The organism is Labrenzia sp. 5N (genome assembly GCF_012395805.1).
In the GTDB taxonomy this organism is placed as follows: Bacteria; Pseudomonadota; Alphaproteobacteria; order Rhizobiales; family Stappiaceae; genus Roseibium; species Roseibium algicola.
Genome location: NZ_JAAZTM010000020.1, coordinates 1194782 through 1211855 on the forward strand (window position 1 = coordinate 1194782; position 17074 = coordinate 1211855).

At 58.3% G+C, this 17074-nt stretch carries 14 protein-coding genes; 6 read left to right on the forward strand and 8 right to left on the reverse strand.

The window, feature by feature from the left end; genetic code table 11:
• Positions 1–7 precede the first annotated feature (7 nt).
• Positions 8–592 (reverse strand): hypothetical protein, encoded by a 585-nt coding sequence (locus tag HEP89_RS25920; protein ID WP_228866677.1) that lies wholly within the window; start codon positions 590–592, stop codon positions 8–10.
• A 78-nt stretch (positions 593–670) separates the two neighbouring features.
• Positions 671–2071 (reverse strand): selenium-binding protein SBP56-related protein, encoded by a 1401-nt coding sequence (locus tag HEP89_RS25925; protein WP_031269032.1) that lies wholly within the window; start codon positions 2069–2071, stop codon positions 671–673.
• A 442-nt stretch (positions 2072–2513) separates the two neighbouring features.
• On the opposite strand from HEP89_RS25925, the gene yghU reads away from it, so the two are divergent.
• The 3 genes from yghU to HEP89_RS25940 all read left to right on the forward strand — a co-directional run bounded on the left by yghU (position 2514) and on the right by HEP89_RS25940 (position 6809).
• Entirely contained in the window at positions 2514–3383 is an 870-nt protein-coding gene (gene yghU / locus HEP89_RS25930; protein WP_062489222.1) for a glutathione-dependent disulfide-bond oxidoreductase, read from the forward strand.
• Positions 3384–3779: 396 nt separating this feature from the next.
• The gene (locus HEP89_RS25935; RefSeq protein ID WP_168693361.1) at positions 3780–5363 is read left to right on the forward strand and encodes a Re/Si-specific NAD(P)(+) transhydrogenase subunit alpha; all 1584 of its coding nucleotides are present in this window, start codon (positions 3780–3782) and stop codon (positions 5361–5363) included.
• A 12-nt stretch (positions 5364–5375) separates the two neighbouring features.
• Complete coding sequence (locus HEP89_RS25940; RefSeq protein WP_023000234.1) at positions 5376–6809, forward strand: NAD(P)(+) transhydrogenase (Re/Si-specific) subunit beta; 1434 nt, start codon at positions 5376–5378, stop codon at positions 6807–6809.
• Positions 6810–7119: 310 nt separating this feature from the next.
• On the opposite strand, the gene HEP89_RS25945 is transcribed toward HEP89_RS25940, so the two are convergent.
• The 6 genes from HEP89_RS25945 to HEP89_RS25970 all read right to left on the reverse strand — a co-directional run bounded on the left by HEP89_RS25945 (position 7120) and on the right by HEP89_RS25970 (position 13952).
• A complete protein-coding gene (locus HEP89_RS25945) occupies positions 7120–8118 on the reverse strand; it encodes an ABC transporter ATP-binding protein (RefSeq protein WP_168693362.1) in 999 nt (332 codons plus the stop codon).
• Positions 8115–9149: a Gfo/Idh/MocA family oxidoreductase gene (locus HEP89_RS25950; RefSeq protein ID WP_082444664.1), complete on the reverse strand. Its 1035-nt coding sequence runs from the start codon at positions 9147–9149 to the stop codon at positions 8115–8117. Before HEP89_RS25950 ends, HEP89_RS25945 begins: the two co-directional genes overlap by 4 nt.
• Positions 9146–9985: a carbohydrate ABC transporter permease gene (locus HEP89_RS25955; protein ID WP_023000237.1), complete on the reverse strand. Its 840-nt coding sequence runs from the start codon at positions 9983–9985 to the stop codon at positions 9146–9148. Before HEP89_RS25955 ends, HEP89_RS25950 begins: the two co-directional genes overlap by 4 nt.
• 13 nt (positions 9986–9998) lie before the next feature.
• Positions 9999–10913, reverse strand: coding sequence for a sugar ABC transporter permease (locus tag HEP89_RS25960; RefSeq protein ID WP_023000238.1), 915 nt, complete (start codon positions 10911–10913; stop codon positions 9999–10001).
• A 217-nt stretch (positions 10914–11130) separates the two neighbouring features.
• The gene (locus HEP89_RS25965) at positions 11131–12384 is read right to left on the reverse strand and encodes an ABC transporter substrate-binding protein (protein WP_022997635.1); all 1254 of its coding nucleotides are present in this window, start codon (positions 12382–12384) and stop codon (positions 11131–11133) included.
• A 797-nt stretch (positions 12385–13181) separates the two neighbouring features.
• Positions 13182–13952, reverse strand: a complete 771-nt coding sequence (locus HEP89_RS25970) for a GntR family transcriptional regulator (RefSeq protein ID WP_022997637.1) — start codon at positions 13950–13952, stop codon at positions 13182–13184.
• Positions 13953–14188: 236 nt separating this feature from the next.
• Between HEP89_RS25970 and HEP89_RS25975 the strand changes: the two genes are divergently transcribed.
• From HEP89_RS25975 to HEP89_RS25985, 3 genes are read left to right on the forward strand one after another with little or no spacing between them, the layout of a single operon-like run.
• A complete protein-coding gene (locus tag HEP89_RS25975; RefSeq protein WP_031268038.1) occupies positions 14189–15166 on the forward strand; it encodes a sialic acid TRAP transporter substrate-binding protein SiaP in 978 nt (325 codons plus the stop codon).
• A gap of 17 nt (positions 15167–15183) precedes the next feature.
• Positions 15184–15771, forward strand: a complete 588-nt coding sequence (locus HEP89_RS25980) for a TRAP transporter small permease (protein WP_168693363.1) — start codon at positions 15184–15186, stop codon at positions 15769–15771.
• A 13-nt stretch (positions 15772–15784) separates the two neighbouring features.
• On the forward strand, positions 15785–17062 hold the full coding sequence (locus HEP89_RS25985; RefSeq protein WP_022997640.1) for a TRAP transporter large permease: 1278 nt from the start codon (positions 15785–15787) through the stop codon (positions 17060–17062).
• Positions 17063–17074: the final 12 nt, after the last annotated feature.

A 17074-nucleotide genomic window follows, 5' to 3' on the forward strand; every position in this document is an offset into this window, starting at 1 on the left:
GAGCAGCTCAGCTCCGGAGCGCCAGGACAAGGGCAAACAAGCCGACGAAAACGAGGCTGGCTGCCCAGACCCTGTCCAGGTTGAACCACGCCTTTTGCAGGAACCGCAGGCCTAGCCAGAAATAGACGCCGATGGCCAGCAGGCCACCGGCAAGCGCCATGGCGAGCGTGTGGACCGCGGCCACGAGCAACGCCATCCTCAAATCTGCCCCCATGAGAGTTCCGGCCGCCGCGTGGCCTGCCTCCTGCTCCATTGCGCAGATACCCAGGTAGATCGGCACCAGCATGAGCCCTGCCCCATGGGCAATCGCCACCAGAAAGGACCAGAGGCCAAGCTTCGCCGGTGAAATACGGGCCAGAAAGCGCGGATGGCGATCAGCGATCAGCAGGTACAGCCCCATGCCGATCACCAGACAGGCGGCGCCAATGCGGATTTCCCGTTCCAGGGAAACCAGCGTGATCATTGCCGAAAAAGGCAAGAGAATAACCAGCATTGCCGCCAGATGCCCGACCGCCAGCAGCAACAAAGCACGCGGCAGGGCCAACGCGCGTTGTTCCATCAAGGCAGCCGACACCGCCAGCGGCCACCCCATGCCCGGGTTCACGCCGTGATAGAGACCAGACGCAATGACGGCCCACCAGAGAGCCGACAAACTCGCCTCTTCCAAAACCTAGACCGACGGGAAGCAGAAACTGTCGGTAGAGCAGTCCCCGCCTTCAAGCCGGATCTGGTGCGACCTGTAGCCCGCCGGGAATTCGACCCAGAAATCCGGATCGAGCGTCAATCCGCCACCCGCTCCAACACGGGCCATCACCATCGCGGCGCCGCGCTCGCCCGGATAGAACTGTTCGTCCCAGGTGGAATAGAGCGAGTTGGTCCAATAGACGCGCTGACCATCCCGGCTGATCTCGACCATTTGCGGTCCGTAACCGAAGTCCTTGCCGTTCGGATGTTTCGTCTTCTTCACGATCCCGCCGATCTCGACCTTGCCAGCGAGCGTCGGGTTCATTGGGTCGGAGACATCATACTGATGCATTTCACCGGTGCCCCAGCATGCGACATAGAGATATTTGTCATCGAGACTCAGGTCGATGTCGGTCACCAGCGGTGGAACAGCGGAAAACCCCTTCAGCATTTCAGGCAGGTCTGCGGGATCGGCCGGCTGCGGGTCGATGGTGATGGTCTTCCTGGCTTCAAACGTGCCATCGTCCTTGCGCCACCAGGTGAAGATCGCCCCTTGCAGGTTGGTTGTGTCGACGACAACGCCACAAAAGCCGTATTGTTTGGCGGGATCATGGGCAGGGCGAACCTCGAGCGCCATCTGGTGGTTTTCACCCAGATCGATGGTCTGGATGTTCTTTCTCCCTCGCAGATCCCAGAAATGAAGGCTGTGGCCGTATTTATTGGACAGAAGGTCTTCTGCAACGAGACCGTTCTCGAACTGCGGCGGCAGTCCCCACTCCGACGACACCATGTAGTCGCGCGGCAGGTTCCACCAGAAATCATAGTGTTTGTCCTGGATGCCACGATCCATTTCATACCGGCCGAGAATGTCGAAGGTCTCGCAGTCCATGATAAAGATGCCCGGAGGCCCGTCGGTGCCGTCCGCACCGCCTCCCCCAAGGGTCGAGACATAGATGCCTTCCGGCCCGCAATGAATGGTGTGCGGACGGGAATAGCCTGTCTTGGCGAAGACTTCTTCCGGTTCGATGATCTTGTGAATTTTCGCTTGAAGCGGCTCTTTCACGTCAACGACGTAGATGCGCGACGACCGGATGCCCGGGATGATCAGGTAACGGCGCTCGAGAAAGGCATGCCCTGTCAGCGGCGACAGCGCCGAGGAACAGGCGTTCCACCCGAAATGGTGGAATTCGTCTCCTTTGTTCGGCATGAAGACGGTATGCACGATCTTGCCGTAGTCAGGACTTTGCGGATCGACATTGACGACAGCCAGACCATCGGGTTGAGAGAAATCTGGACTGAGCATCAAGGTGAAAGCCAGCTTCTCAACCGGCGCTTCCATAGCCATGCGCGGCGTCGGATAAAAACTCGGATCGGGCCTTAAATTCATGTCGTCCTCCCTAAACGTGATGACATTCAAGACGGGATGTCCGCATTCCTTTTCTTGTTGTTACCGACCTCCCGAATTCGTCTCCTATGCTGCTTGTCCTGCATTTTGCAGCCGGGCCGCGCCAATGATCACGGTGCCGACCATTGGCATTTCCAAATGCGACTTTAGTACAATGCCTGAAATACGATAAGGGGTCGATGGCGAAAACGCATCCTAACTTTGACAAGGAGAAAAGAACAGAAAACCTCGAAACGGGAACTTATCGCGACCCGGTTTCAGCCAGGCTCGATTTTGCGCAATAATTTGCCTCAGAACAAAAATCGACCCTAGGCAATCCTGCCATTGCCGCCTATTTAATCGTAAGATTGCGATGGATCGAACCAACCTTGGCTCCGATCCACGCCTTCCTTTACTGCCCGACCCGTTCCGGAGACCCTTTCACATGAGTGACCCGACCTACACCCCGCCCAAAGTCTGGACCTGGGAACAGCCGAGCGGCGGCCAGTTCGCCAATATCAACCGGCCGATTTCCGGTTCAACCCACGAAAAGGACCGGCCTGTCGGCAAGCATCCGCTTCAGCTTTATTCTCTGGCGACCCCGAACGGCGTCAAGGTGACGGTGATGCTCGAGGAGTTGCTCGCACTCGGTCACAAGGGCGCTGAATATGATGCCTGGCTGATCAAGATCAACGAAGGCGATCAATTCTCCAGTGGCTTCGTGGAAGCCAATCCCAATTCCAAGATCCCGGCCCTTGTCGACCACTCGACCGAAACCCCGACGCGCGTGTTCGAATCCGGTTCCATTCTGCTGTATTTGGCCGAGAAATTCGGTGAATTCCTGCCCAAGGATCCGGCGAAGCGCACCGAAACGCTAAACTGGCTGTTCTGGCAGATGGGATCCGCCCCTTATCTTGGCGGCGGCTTCGGCCATTTCTACGCCTATGCGCCGGAAAAGTACCAATACCCCATCGATCGCTTCGCAATGGAAGCCAAGCGCCAGCTTGACGTCCTCGACAAGGCGCTGGCTGATCGCCCTTACATCGCCGGTGACGACTACACCATCGCCGACATGGCGATCTTCCCCTGGTATGGCGGAATGGTTCTTGGCCGCGCCTATGATGCGGCGGAATTCCTCTCCGTTCACGAATACAAGAATCTCCTGGCCTGGGCCCAGAAGATCGATGCCCGCCCGGCGGTTGTTCGCGGGCGCAAGGTGAACCGGACCTGGGGAGAAGATCACGAGCAGCTTCCGGAGCGTCATGATGCCGCGGATCTGGACGCAAAAGCCGCGCTGGACCCTGCTGCAGAATAAATTTTCGTCCGGCAGCGGCTCTTTCCCCAGGAACCGCTGCCGGGGTTTTACGCACGACCAGTCTTTGGTCATTTTGCCTTGATATGTGTATAGGGCCGGGAAAATTTACTAATTCCGGGCCCTATTTGAGTATTCCGACTGCCGAATGCCCTCGCCCACAGTTTCCGATACCCCTATTTTGTAAATCCCGTGAAATTTATATCGCGCTGCTCTCACTGTGCAGTGCGGTAATACCCTCCAAATTCAATCGCAAGACACCTTGTCATAAGTAATATTTTCGTTTCTAAATTCGCAGCACGTTTGTGAGGGACAGGACGCACGGGGGGAGTTTGTTAGCCAATCCGGCCAACTTGCCCTTACCTGAGGCCAATTCCTCGACACTTGCTGGAGAGACGTATGCCAGAAGCCCTAAAGATCGGCACACCAAAGGAAACCTTCCCCGGGGAGAACCGTGTGGCGATGACACCCGAATCCGCAAAGCAGCTGCAGAAGCTTGGCTTCTCCTGCCTTGTGCAAAGCGGAGCCGGGACCGCCGCCGGATTTTCCGACCAGGCTTATGAAGAAGCCGGCGTTGAAATCGTCAAGACTGCCGCAAGTCTTTGGAAGAAATCGGACATCGTAACCAAGGTCCGGCAGCCCGATGACAAGGAATTGGGCTATCTGACAAAGGACAAGACCCTGATTTCCTTCTTCAACCCGGGTGGGAACACCGACGGGCTGGAAAAGGCGAAGGAATCGGGCGCCAGCGTCATTGCCATGGAGATGGTGCCGCGTATCTCGCGTGCCCAGAAGATGGATGCTCTCAGCTCCATGGCCAACATCGCCGGATATCGCGCCGTTATCGAGGCGGGCAACAATTTCGGCCGCTTCTTCACCGGCCAGATCACTGCTGCAGGCAAGGTACCGCCTGCGAAGGTACTGGTCGTGGGAGCAGGCGTCGCGGGTCTTGCGGCCATCGGCACATCCACGTCGCTCGGCGCGATCACCTATGCATTCGACGTGCGCCCGGAAGTGGCCGAGCAGGTCGAATCGATGGGCGCTGAATTCGTTTATCTGGATTTTGAAGAAGAACAGCAGGATGGCGCTGCGACCGGCGGTTATGCCAGCGTTTCCTCACCAGAGTTCCGCGAAGCCCAGCTCGCAAAATTCCGGGAACTGGCTCCGGAGATGGACATTGTCATCACCACGGCTCTGATCCCGAACAGGGACGCACCGAAGCTGTGGCTGGAAGACATGGTCAAGGCCATGAAGCCGGGCTCGGTCATCGTCGATCTTGCCGCCGAACGCGGCGGCAACGCGGAAGGAACGGTCAAGGACGAGAAGGTCGTCACCGAGAATGGTGTCACGATCATCGGCTATACCGACTTCCCCTCGCGCATGGCCGCTCAATCGTCCACGCTTTATGCCACCAACATCCGCCATATGCTGACCGACCTGACGCCCGAGAAGGATGGTCAGATCGTTCACAACATGGAAGACGACGTCATCCGTGGCGCGACCGTGACCCATGAGGGCGAGATCACCTTCCCACCGCCGCCTCCCAAGGTGCAGGCAATCGCGGCGAAATCGAAGGAAAAGCCGAAGGAACTGACGGCGGAAGAAAAGCGTGCGCAGGAAACTGCCGCCTTCAAGGCGCAGACCAAGCAGCAGGTGACCCTGCTGGCGGTCGGTGGCCTGCTTCTGATGCTGGTGGGCCTCATCGCCCCGGCCAGCTTCATGCAGCATTTCATCGTTTTCGTGCTCTCGGTATTCGTCGGTTTCCAGGTGATCTGGAACGTCAGTCACTCGCTGCACACGCCGCTGATGGCTGTCACCAACGCCATTTCGTCGATCATCATTCTCGGTGCGCTGATGCAGATCGGATCCGGATCGTTCCTGGTCATCCTGCTGGCAGGCCTGTCCGTCTTCATGGCCGGGATCAACATCTTCGGCGGTTTCCTCGTCACCCGGCGCATGCTCGCCATGTTCCAGAAATCCTAAGGAGGCCGGCAGATGGAATTCGGTTTCACGACCGCCGTTTACGTTGTTGCGGCTGTTCTGTTCATCCTGTCTCTGGGAGGCCTTTCCGGCCAGGAAAGCGCCAAGCGCGCCATCTGGTACGGTATCGCCGGCATGGGACTGGCCGTTGTCGCCACCCTGATCGGTCCGGGCTCCGGCCTGTGGCTCCTGTCCCTCATCCTGATCGCTGCCGGCGGCATCATCGGTTATTTCGTGGCGCAGCGCGTCCAGATGACCGAAATGCCCCAGCTGGTCGCCGCCATGCACTCGCTCGTGGGTCTGGCTGCCGTGTTCGTCGGCTACAATGCCTATATCGAGCTCGGCAACGTGCTGGCGATGGGCGAGGAAGAGCGCAATGCGCTTGAGGGCTTCGCCGCCATCCTGGCGCACAAGACCCCGATCGAACAGTCGATCCTGAAGGTTGAAGTGTTCCTTGGCGTCTTCATCGGTGCCGTCACGTTCACCGGCTCTGTCGTCGCTTTCGGCAAGCTGGCCGGCAAGCTGACCTCCAAGGCGGAAAAACTGCCTGGTGGCCACATGCTGAACGCAGGTGCGGCAGCCCTCAGCGTCATCTTGTTGCTGATGTTCCTGAACGGGGCCGGCATCTGGACGCTGGTTCTGATGACGCTGCTGGCGTTCTTCATCGGTTACCACCTGATCATGGGCATCGGCGGCGCCGACATGCCTGTTGTGGTGTCGATGCTGAACTCCTATTCGGGCTGGGCCGCGGCCGCCATCGGCTTCTCGCTTGGCAACGATCTGCTGATCGTCGTCGGCGCGCTCGTCGGTTCTTCCGGTGCGATCCTGTCCTACATCATGTGCAAGGCGATGAACCGCTCGTTCGTCTCCGTTATCCTCGGCGGCTTCGGCAACACCACCGGTCCGGCCATGGAAGTGGAAGGCGAACAGATCGCCATCGACAGCGATGGTGTTGTTGCGGCGCTTGAAGATGCCGACAGCGTCATCATCGTTCCGGGCTATGGCATGGCAGTTGCCCAGGCACAGCAGTCGGTCAGCGAACTGACCAAGCGCCTGCGCTCCAAGGGCAAGGAAGTGCGCTTCGCGATCCACCCGGTCGCAGGTCGTCTTCCCGGCCACATGAACGTGCTCCTGGCCGAAGCCAAGGTGCCGTATGACATCGTTCTGGAAATGGACGAGATCAACGAGGACTTCCCGTCAACGGATGTCGTGATCGTCATTGGTTCCAACGACATCGTCAATCCGGCTGCCCAGGAAGACCCGAACTCGCCTATCGCCGGCATGCCGGTTCTGGAAGTCTGGAAAGCGAAGCAGGTCTTCGTTTCCAAGCGCGGCCAGGGTACCGGTTACTCCGGCATCGAGAACCCGCTGTTCTACAAGGAGAACACGCGCATGTTCTACGGCGACGCCAAGGCCAGCCTCGACAAGCTGCTAACCCAGATCGGCTAAGTCTGAGTAACGAGATATCGAGAAGCCGTCCCGGGAGACCGGGGCGGCTTTTTTGATGACAGAGCCACGCCCCTCAACCGTCATTCCGGACAAGTGCAACCGCTGTTGCACGCCGATCCGGAATCCAGACGTAAGTGTGAGCGCAGCGAACACCGTTGCTTTTTCAAGCTCGGTGTGCCGTTGGCACGAGTATGTCTGGATTCCGGATCGGCGTTCGGCTTTGCCTCACTTGTCCGGAATGACGGCCCCAAAAAACAAAGGCCACCTAAAATCACCAGGTGGCCTTTGTGTTGTTTCTAAAAGAAGTGCCCTATCCGCGAAGCCGGGCGCCGTCCTTGTCGAAATAGAACGACTTGCCTTCCGCGATGCCGAAGCTCAACTCAGCACCCGGCTTGATGTCGTGCTGGCCGAAGAGCCGTGCAGTGATCTGCTGGTCTTGCACCTTCGCGATCACGTTGGTGTCGCCGCCGAGCTGTTCCACATGCTGCACAGACGCTTTCAGTTGCCCCTGGTTGCTGAGGAACAGGTCTTCCGGGCGCACTCCCAACGTGCGGGCATCGCCTTCACTGACCAGGCTTGCAGGCATGAAATTCATAGCCGGCGAACCGAGGAAACCCGCCACGAACTGGTTGACCGGGTTGTTGTAAAGCTCCATCGGGCTGCCGATCTGCTCGACGCGGCCAGCGCGCAGAACCACGATCTTGTCGGCCAGCGTCATGGCTTCGGACTGGTCATGTGTCACATAGATCATTGAGGTCTTGAGTTGCTGATGCAGGTTGGCGATCTCCAGCCTTGTGTTCATGCGCAGCGCTGCATCAAGGTTCGACAGTGGTTCGTCGAACAGGAACAGTTTCGGATGGCGCACGATGGCCCGGCCGATCGCGACACGCTGGCGCTGGCCACCGGAGAGTTCCGACGGATAGCGATCGAGATAGTCCTCCAGGTTCAGCATGCGGGTCGCCTCTGCAACGCGCTGGTCGATCACCTGCTTGCTCTGCTTTTCCTGCTTGAGCGCCAGTGTCATGTTGTTGCGCACGTTCAAATGCGGATAAAGCGCGTAGCTCTGGAACACCATGGCAATGCCGCGTTTGGACGGCGGCGTCGTGTTCACGATCTCCCCGCCGATGCTGACCTCGCCGGAGGAGACGTCTTCAAGACCTGCGATCACCCGCAACAAGGTGGACTTGCCACATCCTGACGGTCCGACGAAGACGACAAACTCGCCGTCTTCCACTTCGAGATTGATGTCCCTCAGGACATGGACGTTGCCGAACGACTTGTTGACGTTGGTCAGGGTTAGCGCCGTCATGGCGTTAGCTCCTTTAGCATGACTGAGTGACCGGTGCGGATGCTTTCGTCGGCGGCAAGGCAAATTGCCAGCGACCGGACGGCATCCAGCATGTGCCGGTTGAGATCGATGTTTTCCGAAATCGCACGAAGCATGAAAGCCTGCTCGGCGTCGCAAAGTTCCTGATGGCCGGGTTCACCCGGCAGATCGATGCGCCGGTCACCTTCCGGGCGATGGACCAGAAGCCCGCCGACCCTGGTGTGGCCGTCAACATCAGCGGATGCGCCCTTGTCGTCCTCGACTATCGAAACGGAGCCTGCGGGCGAAACGACATCCTTCACGAAGAAGGCGGTCTCGGACATCATCGGCCCCCACCCGGCTTCGTACCAGCCGACCGAGCCATCGTCGAAGAAGACCTGAAACTGGCCGTAGTTGTACATGTCCGGGCCGATTTCGTCGGACAGTCGCAGCCCCATGCCGTGCACCTTCACGGGTTCGGCGTCGGTAATCTGGCACCAGACATCGACATAATGCACACCGCAATCGACGATGGGAGCAGTCGTCTGCATCAAGGCCTTGTGGGTTTCCCACTCCGCTCCCGAGCTCTGCTGATTGAGGTTCATGCGGAAGACATATGGCCCACCGAGCCCCCGTGCCTCCTCAATCAGCCGTACCCAGGACGGATGATGCCGCAGGATATAGCCGACCGCGAGTTTGCGGCCGGTTTCCCCGGCGCAAGCGACCACCCGCTTTGCATCGGCCACGGTTGTCGCCAGCGGTTTTTCGACAAATACATGAGCGCCTGCCTGCATCGCCGCAACCGCATAATCCGCATGGGTATCGGAATAGGTGGAGATCACCACCAGGTCGGGTTTGGAGGTGTCCAGTGCCTGCGCGTAATCCGTGAACACCGGATAGCCGGCAAGATCCGGATGGGTCACCCGGCCGGAACGGTTGACGAGACCGACGATCTCGGCGTCTGCATGTTTGTGGTGAGCCAGGGCGTGGGAAAGTCCCATGTTGCCAAGGCCGACGATCAGAACCCGGATCATTTGACAGCTCCCGAGGTGATGCCGCGAATGAGCTGGCGTGAGAAGATGACGTAAAGAACGAGCACCGGCAGGATCGCCATCGAAAGCGCGGACAGGACCGCATTCCAGTCGGTAACGAACTGGCCGATGAACACCTGACTGCCAAGGGTCAGGGTCTTGGTTTCTTCAGCAGGCGCCAGGATCAGCGGGAACCACAGATCATTCCAGATCGGGATCATGTTGAAGACGGCGACCGTCGCCATCGCCGGGCGCACGAGCGGTAGCACAAGGCGGAAGAAGATCGTGTATTCCGAGAGCCCGTCGATACGTCCCGCGTTCTTCAGATCGTCTGACACCTGCCGCATGAACTCGCTCAGGATAAAGACCGCCAGCGGCAGCCCCTGCGCCGTATAGACCAGGATCAGCGCCATCAGCGAGTTGACCAGACCGGTGGCAACCATCATTTCCAGAATGGCCACGGTGCCGATCCGGATCGGGATCATGATACCGAGTGCCAGATAAAGGCCCATCAGCATGTTGCCCTTGAAGCGGTATTCGCTCAGGGCAAAGGCCGCCATTGCCCCGAACAGCAGGATGAAGGTCAAGGACACCACAGTGACGATCATGGAGTTCTGGAAGTAGAGGAAAAAATCCCCCTGCTTCATGACCGTCTGGTAGCCGATCATCGAGAAGCTTTCGGCATCCGGCAGCGCCAGCGGTTCCCTGAAGATCGCCTTGCGGGTCTTGAAGCTGTTGACCAGGATCACGAAGACCGGGAACAGCGCGATCAGCGTATAGAGGATCAGGGCGCCGTGCATGGCGGCGGTGTTGAGCGGGTTGGTACGCGCCTTGTTCATGTGACGACCTCCCTTACAGCTGATATCTGCGCATCCGGGTCTGGATGCCGAAGAGGTAGAGACAGACGCCGATCAGGATGATCGCGAACATGGCGCTTGCGATTGCCGAGCCCATGTAGGGATCGCCCAGCTGAAGCTGGAATCCGAAGAACGTGCGGTACATGAAGGTGCCGAGAATATCGGTCGAGAAGTCCGGCCCGGCCAGCGCCCCCTGTGCCGTGTAGATCAGGTCGAAGGCGTTGAAATTGCCGACGAAGGTCAGGATCGAGATGATGCCGATGGACGGCAGGATCAGCGGCAGCTTGATCTTCCAGAAGGCCGACATGCCGGTGATGCCGTCAATTTCGCCAGCTTCCAGTATCTCTTCGGGAATGGACAGCAGCGCGGCATAGATGAGCATCATCGGGATGCCCACGAACTGCCAGACCGAAATGAGCGACAACGTGGTCAGTGCGTACTCTTCCTTGCCGAGCCAGGGCGCGAACAGGAACTTCAGACCGACGGCATCCAGCATGGACGGAGCGATGCCCCAGATCGGCGACAGGATCAGCTTCCAGGCGAAACCGACAATCACGAAGGACAGAATTGTGGGAATGAAGATCGCCGAGCGGTAGAAGGCCGCAAACCGTAGTCGCGGATGGCTGAGGATGGCCGCCAGGGCGATGCCGATCGGGTTCTGAACCAGCATATGAATGATGAAGAACCAGAAATTGTTCCCCAACGCGTTCCAGAACTGATCCGACCAGAGTGGATCGCCAAGAAGCGTGGTGAAATTCTGCAGCCCCACGAAGACGCGCTCCTGGTCAATCTTGCTGTAGAGGGCAAGACGAAGCGTGTTGAAGAGGGGAAAGATCATCACGGCCGTGTAAACAAGGACCGCTGGGGCCAGGAACACGACGATATGCCAGCGGAAGCGAGGCCTGCTCATAAAAAGCTCCGGTCAAATGCCCCGGGCAGGCAGTAGCCTGCCCGGGATATAGACGTCCCTGGGGCAGGCAGTAGCCTGCCCGGGATATAGACTTTCCTTGGGCAGGCAGAGGCTTGCCCGGGACACAAACTTCCCTTGGGCAGACAGAGGCCTGTCCAGGTCTAGAGTTCCCGGACGATGCGAACACCGCCAGGGAACCGTTTGTCATTCGTGCAGATTACTTCTGCGGCTCGTACCAGCTCGCCAGACCGTCTTGCAGCTTCTTGCCGAGTGCTTCAGGCGTTTCCGTACCCTTGATAGCGGCAGCAGATGCGCCCCAGGTTTCGTTTTCCAGGTTCGGCGTGCCACGGGAAAGGATCTGGTAGGTGGACCTGATGGTGCTTTCGCACTCGCCGCGCCAGCTGGCGAATTCCTTCGCAAGCGGATCTTCCAGTTCAACCGGCGTCTTGGACAGCGGGAAGAAGCCCGGCAGAGCGTTGCCGAAGATGGTAGCGAATTCAGGAGACGCCACCCAAGCCAGGAATTCCTTGGCCTGTTCGGGATGCTCGGTCTTGGCGTTCATGCCGATGCCAATGTCGGTATGATCGGAGATGTAGCACTTGTCGCCAGCGTTGCGGAGCGGCGGCTTGAAAGCGCCCATTTCAAAATCGGCCTGTGTGTTGAAGCCCGAAATTTCCCAGCTGCCGGCCGGATAGACCGCTGCACGGCCAAGCGTGAAAATGTTCTGGCTGTCCGGATAGGTCTGGGCCTCATAGCCATCGCCCAGGTAAGGTGCCCACTTTGCCAGCGTGGCGTAAGGGGCAACCCACTGCTCGTCGGTGAGCTTCTGCTCGCCGGCGATCAGAGCCTTGCGGCCTTCCTCACCCTTCCAGTAGTTCGGACCGATGTTGTTGTAGCCCATGGTGGCCGCTTCCCACTGGTCATTGGTGCCCATGGCCATCGGGATATAGGTGCCGTCTTCCTTGATCTTGTCGAGAGCGGCGAAGAACTCTTCCTCGGTCGTCGGGACTTCGATGCCCAGTTCGTTGAAAGCATCCTTGTTGTAGATGAAGCCGTGGATCACGGCAGCCATCGGCACACAGAAACTTGCCGAACCGTCGTCCGTCTGCCAGGCGGCCTTGGCAACGTCTGAGAAGTTGTTCATGGCGTCCATGTCGGACAAGTCCGCCAGGTGTCCGGCATCATAAAGCGCCAGCGAGGCGTCGAACGGACGGCAGGTGATCAGGTCACCCGCGGAACCGGCATCAAGCTTGGAGTTCAGTACGGCATTGTATTCTGTCGGTGCGGACGGGGTGAATTTCACCTTGATGCCCGGATGCGAGGCTTCAAAAGCCGGAATGATCTTTTCCTGCCACAGCGCCAGATCGTCGTTGCGCCAGCTTTCGATCGTCAGCGTGACATCTTCAGCAAAAGCCGTCGACGTAAAGAGCGCAGTGCTGGCCATCGCCAGAGCTAGAATATTGCGTTTCATAAGACACCTCCGAAAAGTTCCATCCATTGCTGGACGTTCAAAATTGTCCGCTCACGGCGTTGGAGCCCGTCCCGCTTCCCGGCGCGGCCGGCCCTAATGGGACCTTCCGTTGCCATTCGCGTTTTTGTTTTACCGCCAGATACAGAACAATATGCGCCGGAGAGCATCAGCCCTCCTGCTCATTTCATATAATACCTATTTGATACCACTTGTCGACCTATTAGTTTGAAATCGTGAAAATCATTTTTCACCGGCCGAATCGCCCATTCACGCAGCTTATTGGTATTATATTGGATTTGCTTTTTCAGCCTTTCAGGCTCAGAGGTATTGTTTCGCCACGTTCAGCAAATGCCGAAATCCGGCGGATTTCCGCCTGTCCGGTGTTGTCTTGTAAAGAACTGGCATTACTCCAGCCGGAACAAATGCTTTGGCCCTCTTGCGAGCTGGTTTCTGCACAGTCCTGTCCTGCACGGTCGCGGGAGCTGTTCAGTCGAGGTCCCGCTTCAGAGATCAGGCATAACAATCTGTTTTCTAAAAGAAATCAGAACCAGCCGCTTGAAACAGGCCTCCACACCCAGACCCGTTTTCCGAAACCGACCCGGGCAACAGCGCACTTGAATGGTTGCGATTGAAAAAGAAATGGCGGATGCCGCCTGTGCCGCTGCGTCTTCCACAGTGCAGCCCCAAAAACTCGCTCTTCCTGAAGCGCAACAGTCGCGCCGGCTCACGCCACCTCGTTACCACCTGCCCCAACTGCCCGCCTTTTCCGATCAGGGCAGAGCCACAAACGGTCAGGCCTAATCCTTGTCGAACAGGAAATAGTCGGGCCACAGATCCTGAAAGGTGCCGATATCGATCTGAAGCTTGTTGAGGTGGTTGTTCATATTGGCAACCGCAGCATCTGCATCGCCCTTTTCGATCGCTTCCAGAACAGCGGCATGTTCGCCGACGATCAGTTGCATCCGGCCTTCCTGCGGCAGCGTCAGCCTGCGGTAGCGCTCCACCTGCAGCCTGATCTTCTCGATCATGTTCCAGATGCCCGGGTAACCGCTGGCTGCGGCGATACCGGAATGAAAGGCATTGTCCGCCTCGTGGAAGGCCTGTTCGTCGCCTTTGTCGGCCAGCTCCTGCTCGCGCTGGACTATCGCCCGCAGCCCCATCAACTGGCTCTTGCTCGCCTTCATCGTGGCTTCGCGAACGCAGACTTCCTCCAACGCTTTCCTCGCGACGATGGCCTCGCGCAATTCGGAAACGGGAATCCTGGCAACGAAGGTGCCGGACTTCGGGAAAACGTCGACAAGGTTCTCTTCCGCCAGCCGCAAGATCGCCTCGCGAACCGGCGTTCGGCTGATGCCGTATTTTTCGGTCAGGTCTTTTTCCGCCAGCGGCGAACCGGGTGGCAGCGTGACATTTATGATCGCGTTGCGCAGGTCCTGGTAGACGATTTCCGAATTGCGGGCCGCCCGTCTGGCGGTCCCGGAAGCTGCACCGCGTGGGGGTGCATTTTTCGCTCTCGGCTTGCGCGTCTTGCCTCCGGCAGAAGGCGTTTCATCCAGTGATACGGCCATCGTCTTTCCTGAAACCAAGAGGTTCGAAGATGCAGCTGATCTGAGCCTATCTGCTTCGAATCCCTACAGTTTCTCCCCCTCTTTTCCGGTTTACTAGCAATCCAGCAAAGGGATGACCAGCCGAATTCGTTTGCATTCTTACAATATGTCATATACGTAAAATAACTTGTATACCAGTTATACAAGATAGGCCGATTGAGTGGAGGAGCTCGACCCCGGCCGACGGGAGGACAGACATGATTGGAAGAACAATGAAGCGCGGCCTTCTGGCCGCCGCGATGACACTTGCCCTGGCTGGGCAGTCCTGGGCCGCGGACCTGAAATGGGCGCATGTCTATGAGGAAGGATCCAGCTACCACAAATGGGCGCTGTGGGCCGCAGACCAGATCAAGGAAAAAACGGATGGCCGCGTGACCATCTCGGTCTACCCGGCCTCGTCACTTGGCAAGGAAGCAGAGATCAACGAAGGCCTGACCATCGGGTCCGTCGACATGATCTATACCGGACCCAACTTCGCCGAACGCGATTACGGTCCGATCGCCATTTCCGACTATCCCTTCATGCTGAAGAACTATGATCACTGGAAGGCCTACCGGGACAGTGACCTCTTCAGCGACCTTTCCAATGGCTACAAGGAAGCGACCGGTCACACGGTGATGGCCATCACCTGGTACGGCTACCGCCATGTGACATCCAAGTTCCCGATCACCAAACCGGACGACATGAAGGGTCTGAAGATCCGTGTGCCGGATTCGCCGCTGATGGTGCTGTTCCCGAATGCGGTTGGCGCCAACCCGACACCAATCGCCTTTTCCGAAGTGTATCTGGCGTTGCAGCAGGGCGTTGTCGACGCCCAGGAAAACCCTCTGCCGACGATCAAGTTCAAGAAGTTCTACGAGGTCCAGTCCAACATCAATCTGACCGGCCATATCGGCAATTCGCTGATCATCGTCGTTTCCGAAAACGCGATGGGGCAGCTGGGGGACGATGCGGCCACCGTGGACGCAGTTCTGAAGGAAGCCGCCGCGCAGAATGCGGACGAGATCTATCAGTCGGAACAGGACCTTGTGCAGTGGTTCGTTGATCAGGGCATCCAGATAAACGAAGTCGACAAGGCTGCTTTCCAGGCTGCTGTCGAGCCGATCCTGACCGATGAATCCAAGGTTCCCTATACCCAGGAACACTACGAGCGGATGCAGGCTCTCGCTCAATGACGCAAAGCAACGATGCCGTGGCTGACCAAACGAAACAAGCCACCGCACAAACGGAGCAAGGGCGCGCGGATGGCGCGCCCGAACTGCTTCACTTTGACGAGACCGAAACCGACCTCAGCGCACTGAAATGGATCGATGCCCCCGGCATTCTGGTCTTCTGGGTCCTTGCCGTGGTCGTTTTCCTCCAGTTTTTCACTCGCTATGTGCTGAACGATTCCCTCGCGTGGACCGAGGAAGTGGCCCGTTATCTGCTGATCCTGGTCTGCTTTCTTGGCGCAATCACCGCGACGCGGCGTGGTGCGCATATCACGCTCGAGTTTCTGATGCGCATGGTGCCACCGCGTCTTGCGAAAAGTCTGACCGTTCTGTCGCAGACGATCACGCTCGGTTTTTTCGCCTCCATGACCTGGATCGGTATCGAACTGACCCAGAAAACCCGGCAGAAGATGATTTCCCTGCCGATTCCGAAGGCATGGATCTACACGATCTGCGTCGTCGCTCTCGGACTGATGGCGTTCTACTCGGCCATCTGGCTGTGGCGCCGCCTTCGCCAAAGCCCCGAAGACCTCGTCCGCTCGCTGGACGACCACCTGCCAACCGATTGAAGAGTTTTCGCCGATGGCCGTCCTGTTCATGATGATGCTGCTGTTCGCCCTGATGATCATCGGGGTGCCGGTCGCAGCCGCCCTCGCCCTCGCCTCGCTCGCCTTCGTGCTGATGGAAGGCCTGCCGCCGATGATCGTGCTGGCAAACATGGTCAACGGCATTAATTCGTTTCCGCTGATCGCGGTTCCCTTCTTCATCCTTGCCGGCAACCTGATGAACTCCGCAGGCATCACGACCCGCATCTTCGCCTTCGCCCGCGCGGCAGTCGGCTGGATGCATGGCGGACTGGGTCACGTGAATGTCGGCGCGAGTGTCATCTTTGCCGGCATGTCAGGGGCCGCCGTAGCGGATGCGGGAGGGCTCGGCAACATCGAGATCAAGGCCATGCGGGACAGTGGCTACGATACGGATTTCGCGGTCGGCATCACAGCTGCCTCTTCCACTATCGGGCCGATCATACCTCCGTCTTTGCCCCTGGTTATCTACGGCGTCATCGCGGACGCTTCCATCGGCCAGCTTTTCATGGCCGGCATCGTTCCCGGGCTCATGATGGCACTGGCCCTGATGGTGATGGTTGCCTGGTACTCCCGGCAGAGGAATTATCCGCGTGATCTCAATTTCCGCTTTTCGCGGCTTGGTCAGACCTTTCTCGACGCCCTGCTTCCCCTCATGACACCGACGATCATCATCGGCGGCATCATGTTCGGTATTTTCACTCCGACGGAAGCGGCGATCGCTGCCGTCGCCTGGTGCATTTTTCTGGGTGTCGGCGTCTATCGGACGCTGAATTTCAGAAAGATCCTCAAGGTATCCTTCGAGACGGTGGAGACGACCGCAGCCATCATGCTGATCGTGGCCGCTTCCACGATTTTCGCCTGGATCCTGACGGCCAACCAGACCGCACGCCACTTTTCCGAGCTGATGGTGGCATTGACGGACAACAAGGTCGTTCTGCTACTGATCATCACGCTGATCGTGCTGGTGATCGGCCTGTTCATGGAAACAATTGCCGCCATCACCATTCTGACGCCGGTGCTGCTTCCGGTGGCCGTCGGCCTGGGTATCGATCCGGTCCATTTCGGGATCATCATGATCCTGAACCTGATGATCGGCCTTCTGACGCCCCCGGTCGGCATGGTGCTTTACGTGCTTTCAAAAGTGGCGCAAGTGCCTTTCGAGCGATGCGTGACGGCAACGGCTCCCTTCCTCGTCCCGCTGATCACGGTGCTGCTGCTGCTGACCTTCGTTCCGGCCTTTTCGATGTGGCTGCCGACACTGGTCTATCGGTAGGCGCAAATCGGC

Bases quoted from the DNA above. Each gene is read 5' to 3' on its own strand.
- HEP89_RS25925 (WP_031269032.1), bottom strand. From the start codon at position 2,071: ATGAATTTAAGGCCCGATCCGAGTTTTTATCCGACGCCGCGCATGGCT.
- HEP89_RS25960 (WP_023000238.1), bottom strand. From the start codon at position 10,913: ATGAGCAGGCCTCGCTTCCGCTGGCATATCGTCGTGTTCCTGGCCCCA.
- HEP89_RS25935 (WP_168693361.1), top strand. From the start codon at position 3,780: ATGCCAGAAGCCCTAAAGATCGGCACACCAAAGGAAACCTTCCCCGGG.
- HEP89_RS25970 (WP_022997637.1), bottom strand. From the start codon at position 13,952: ATGGCCGTATCACTGGATGAAACGCCTTCTGCCGGAGGCAAGACGCGC.
- HEP89_RS25985 (WP_022997640.1), top strand. From the start codon at position 15,785: ATGGCCGTCCTGTTCATGATGATGCTGCTGTTCGCCCTGATGATCATC.
- HEP89_RS25950 (WP_082444664.1), bottom strand. From the start codon at position 9,149: ATGATCCGGGTTCTGATCGTCGGCCTTGGCAACATGGGACTTTCCCAC.
- HEP89_RS25965 (WP_022997635.1), bottom strand. From the start codon at position 12,384: ATGAAACGCAATATTCTAGCTCTGGCGATGGCCAGCACTGCGCTCTTT.
- HEP89_RS25940 (WP_023000234.1), top strand. From the start codon at position 5,376: ATGGAATTCGGTTTCACGACCGCCGTTTACGTTGTTGCGGCTGTTCTG.
- HEP89_RS25975 (WP_031268038.1), top strand. From the start codon at position 14,189: ATGATTGGAAGAACAATGAAGCGCGGCCTTCTGGCCGCCGCGATGACA.
- yghU (WP_062489222.1), top strand. From the start codon at position 2,514: ATGAGTGACCCGACCTACACCCCGCCCAAAGTCTGGACCTGGGAACAG.
- HEP89_RS25920 (WP_228866677.1), bottom strand. From the start codon at position 592: ATGGGGTGGCCGCTGGCGGTGTCGGCTGCCTTGATGGAACAACGCGCG.
- HEP89_RS25945 (WP_168693362.1), bottom strand. From the start codon at position 8,118: ATGACGGCGCTAACCCTGACCAACGTCAACAAGTCGTTCGGCAACGTC.
- HEP89_RS25955 (WP_023000237.1), bottom strand. From the start codon at position 9,985: ATGAACAAGGCGCGTACCAACCCGCTCAACACCGCCGCCATGCACGGC.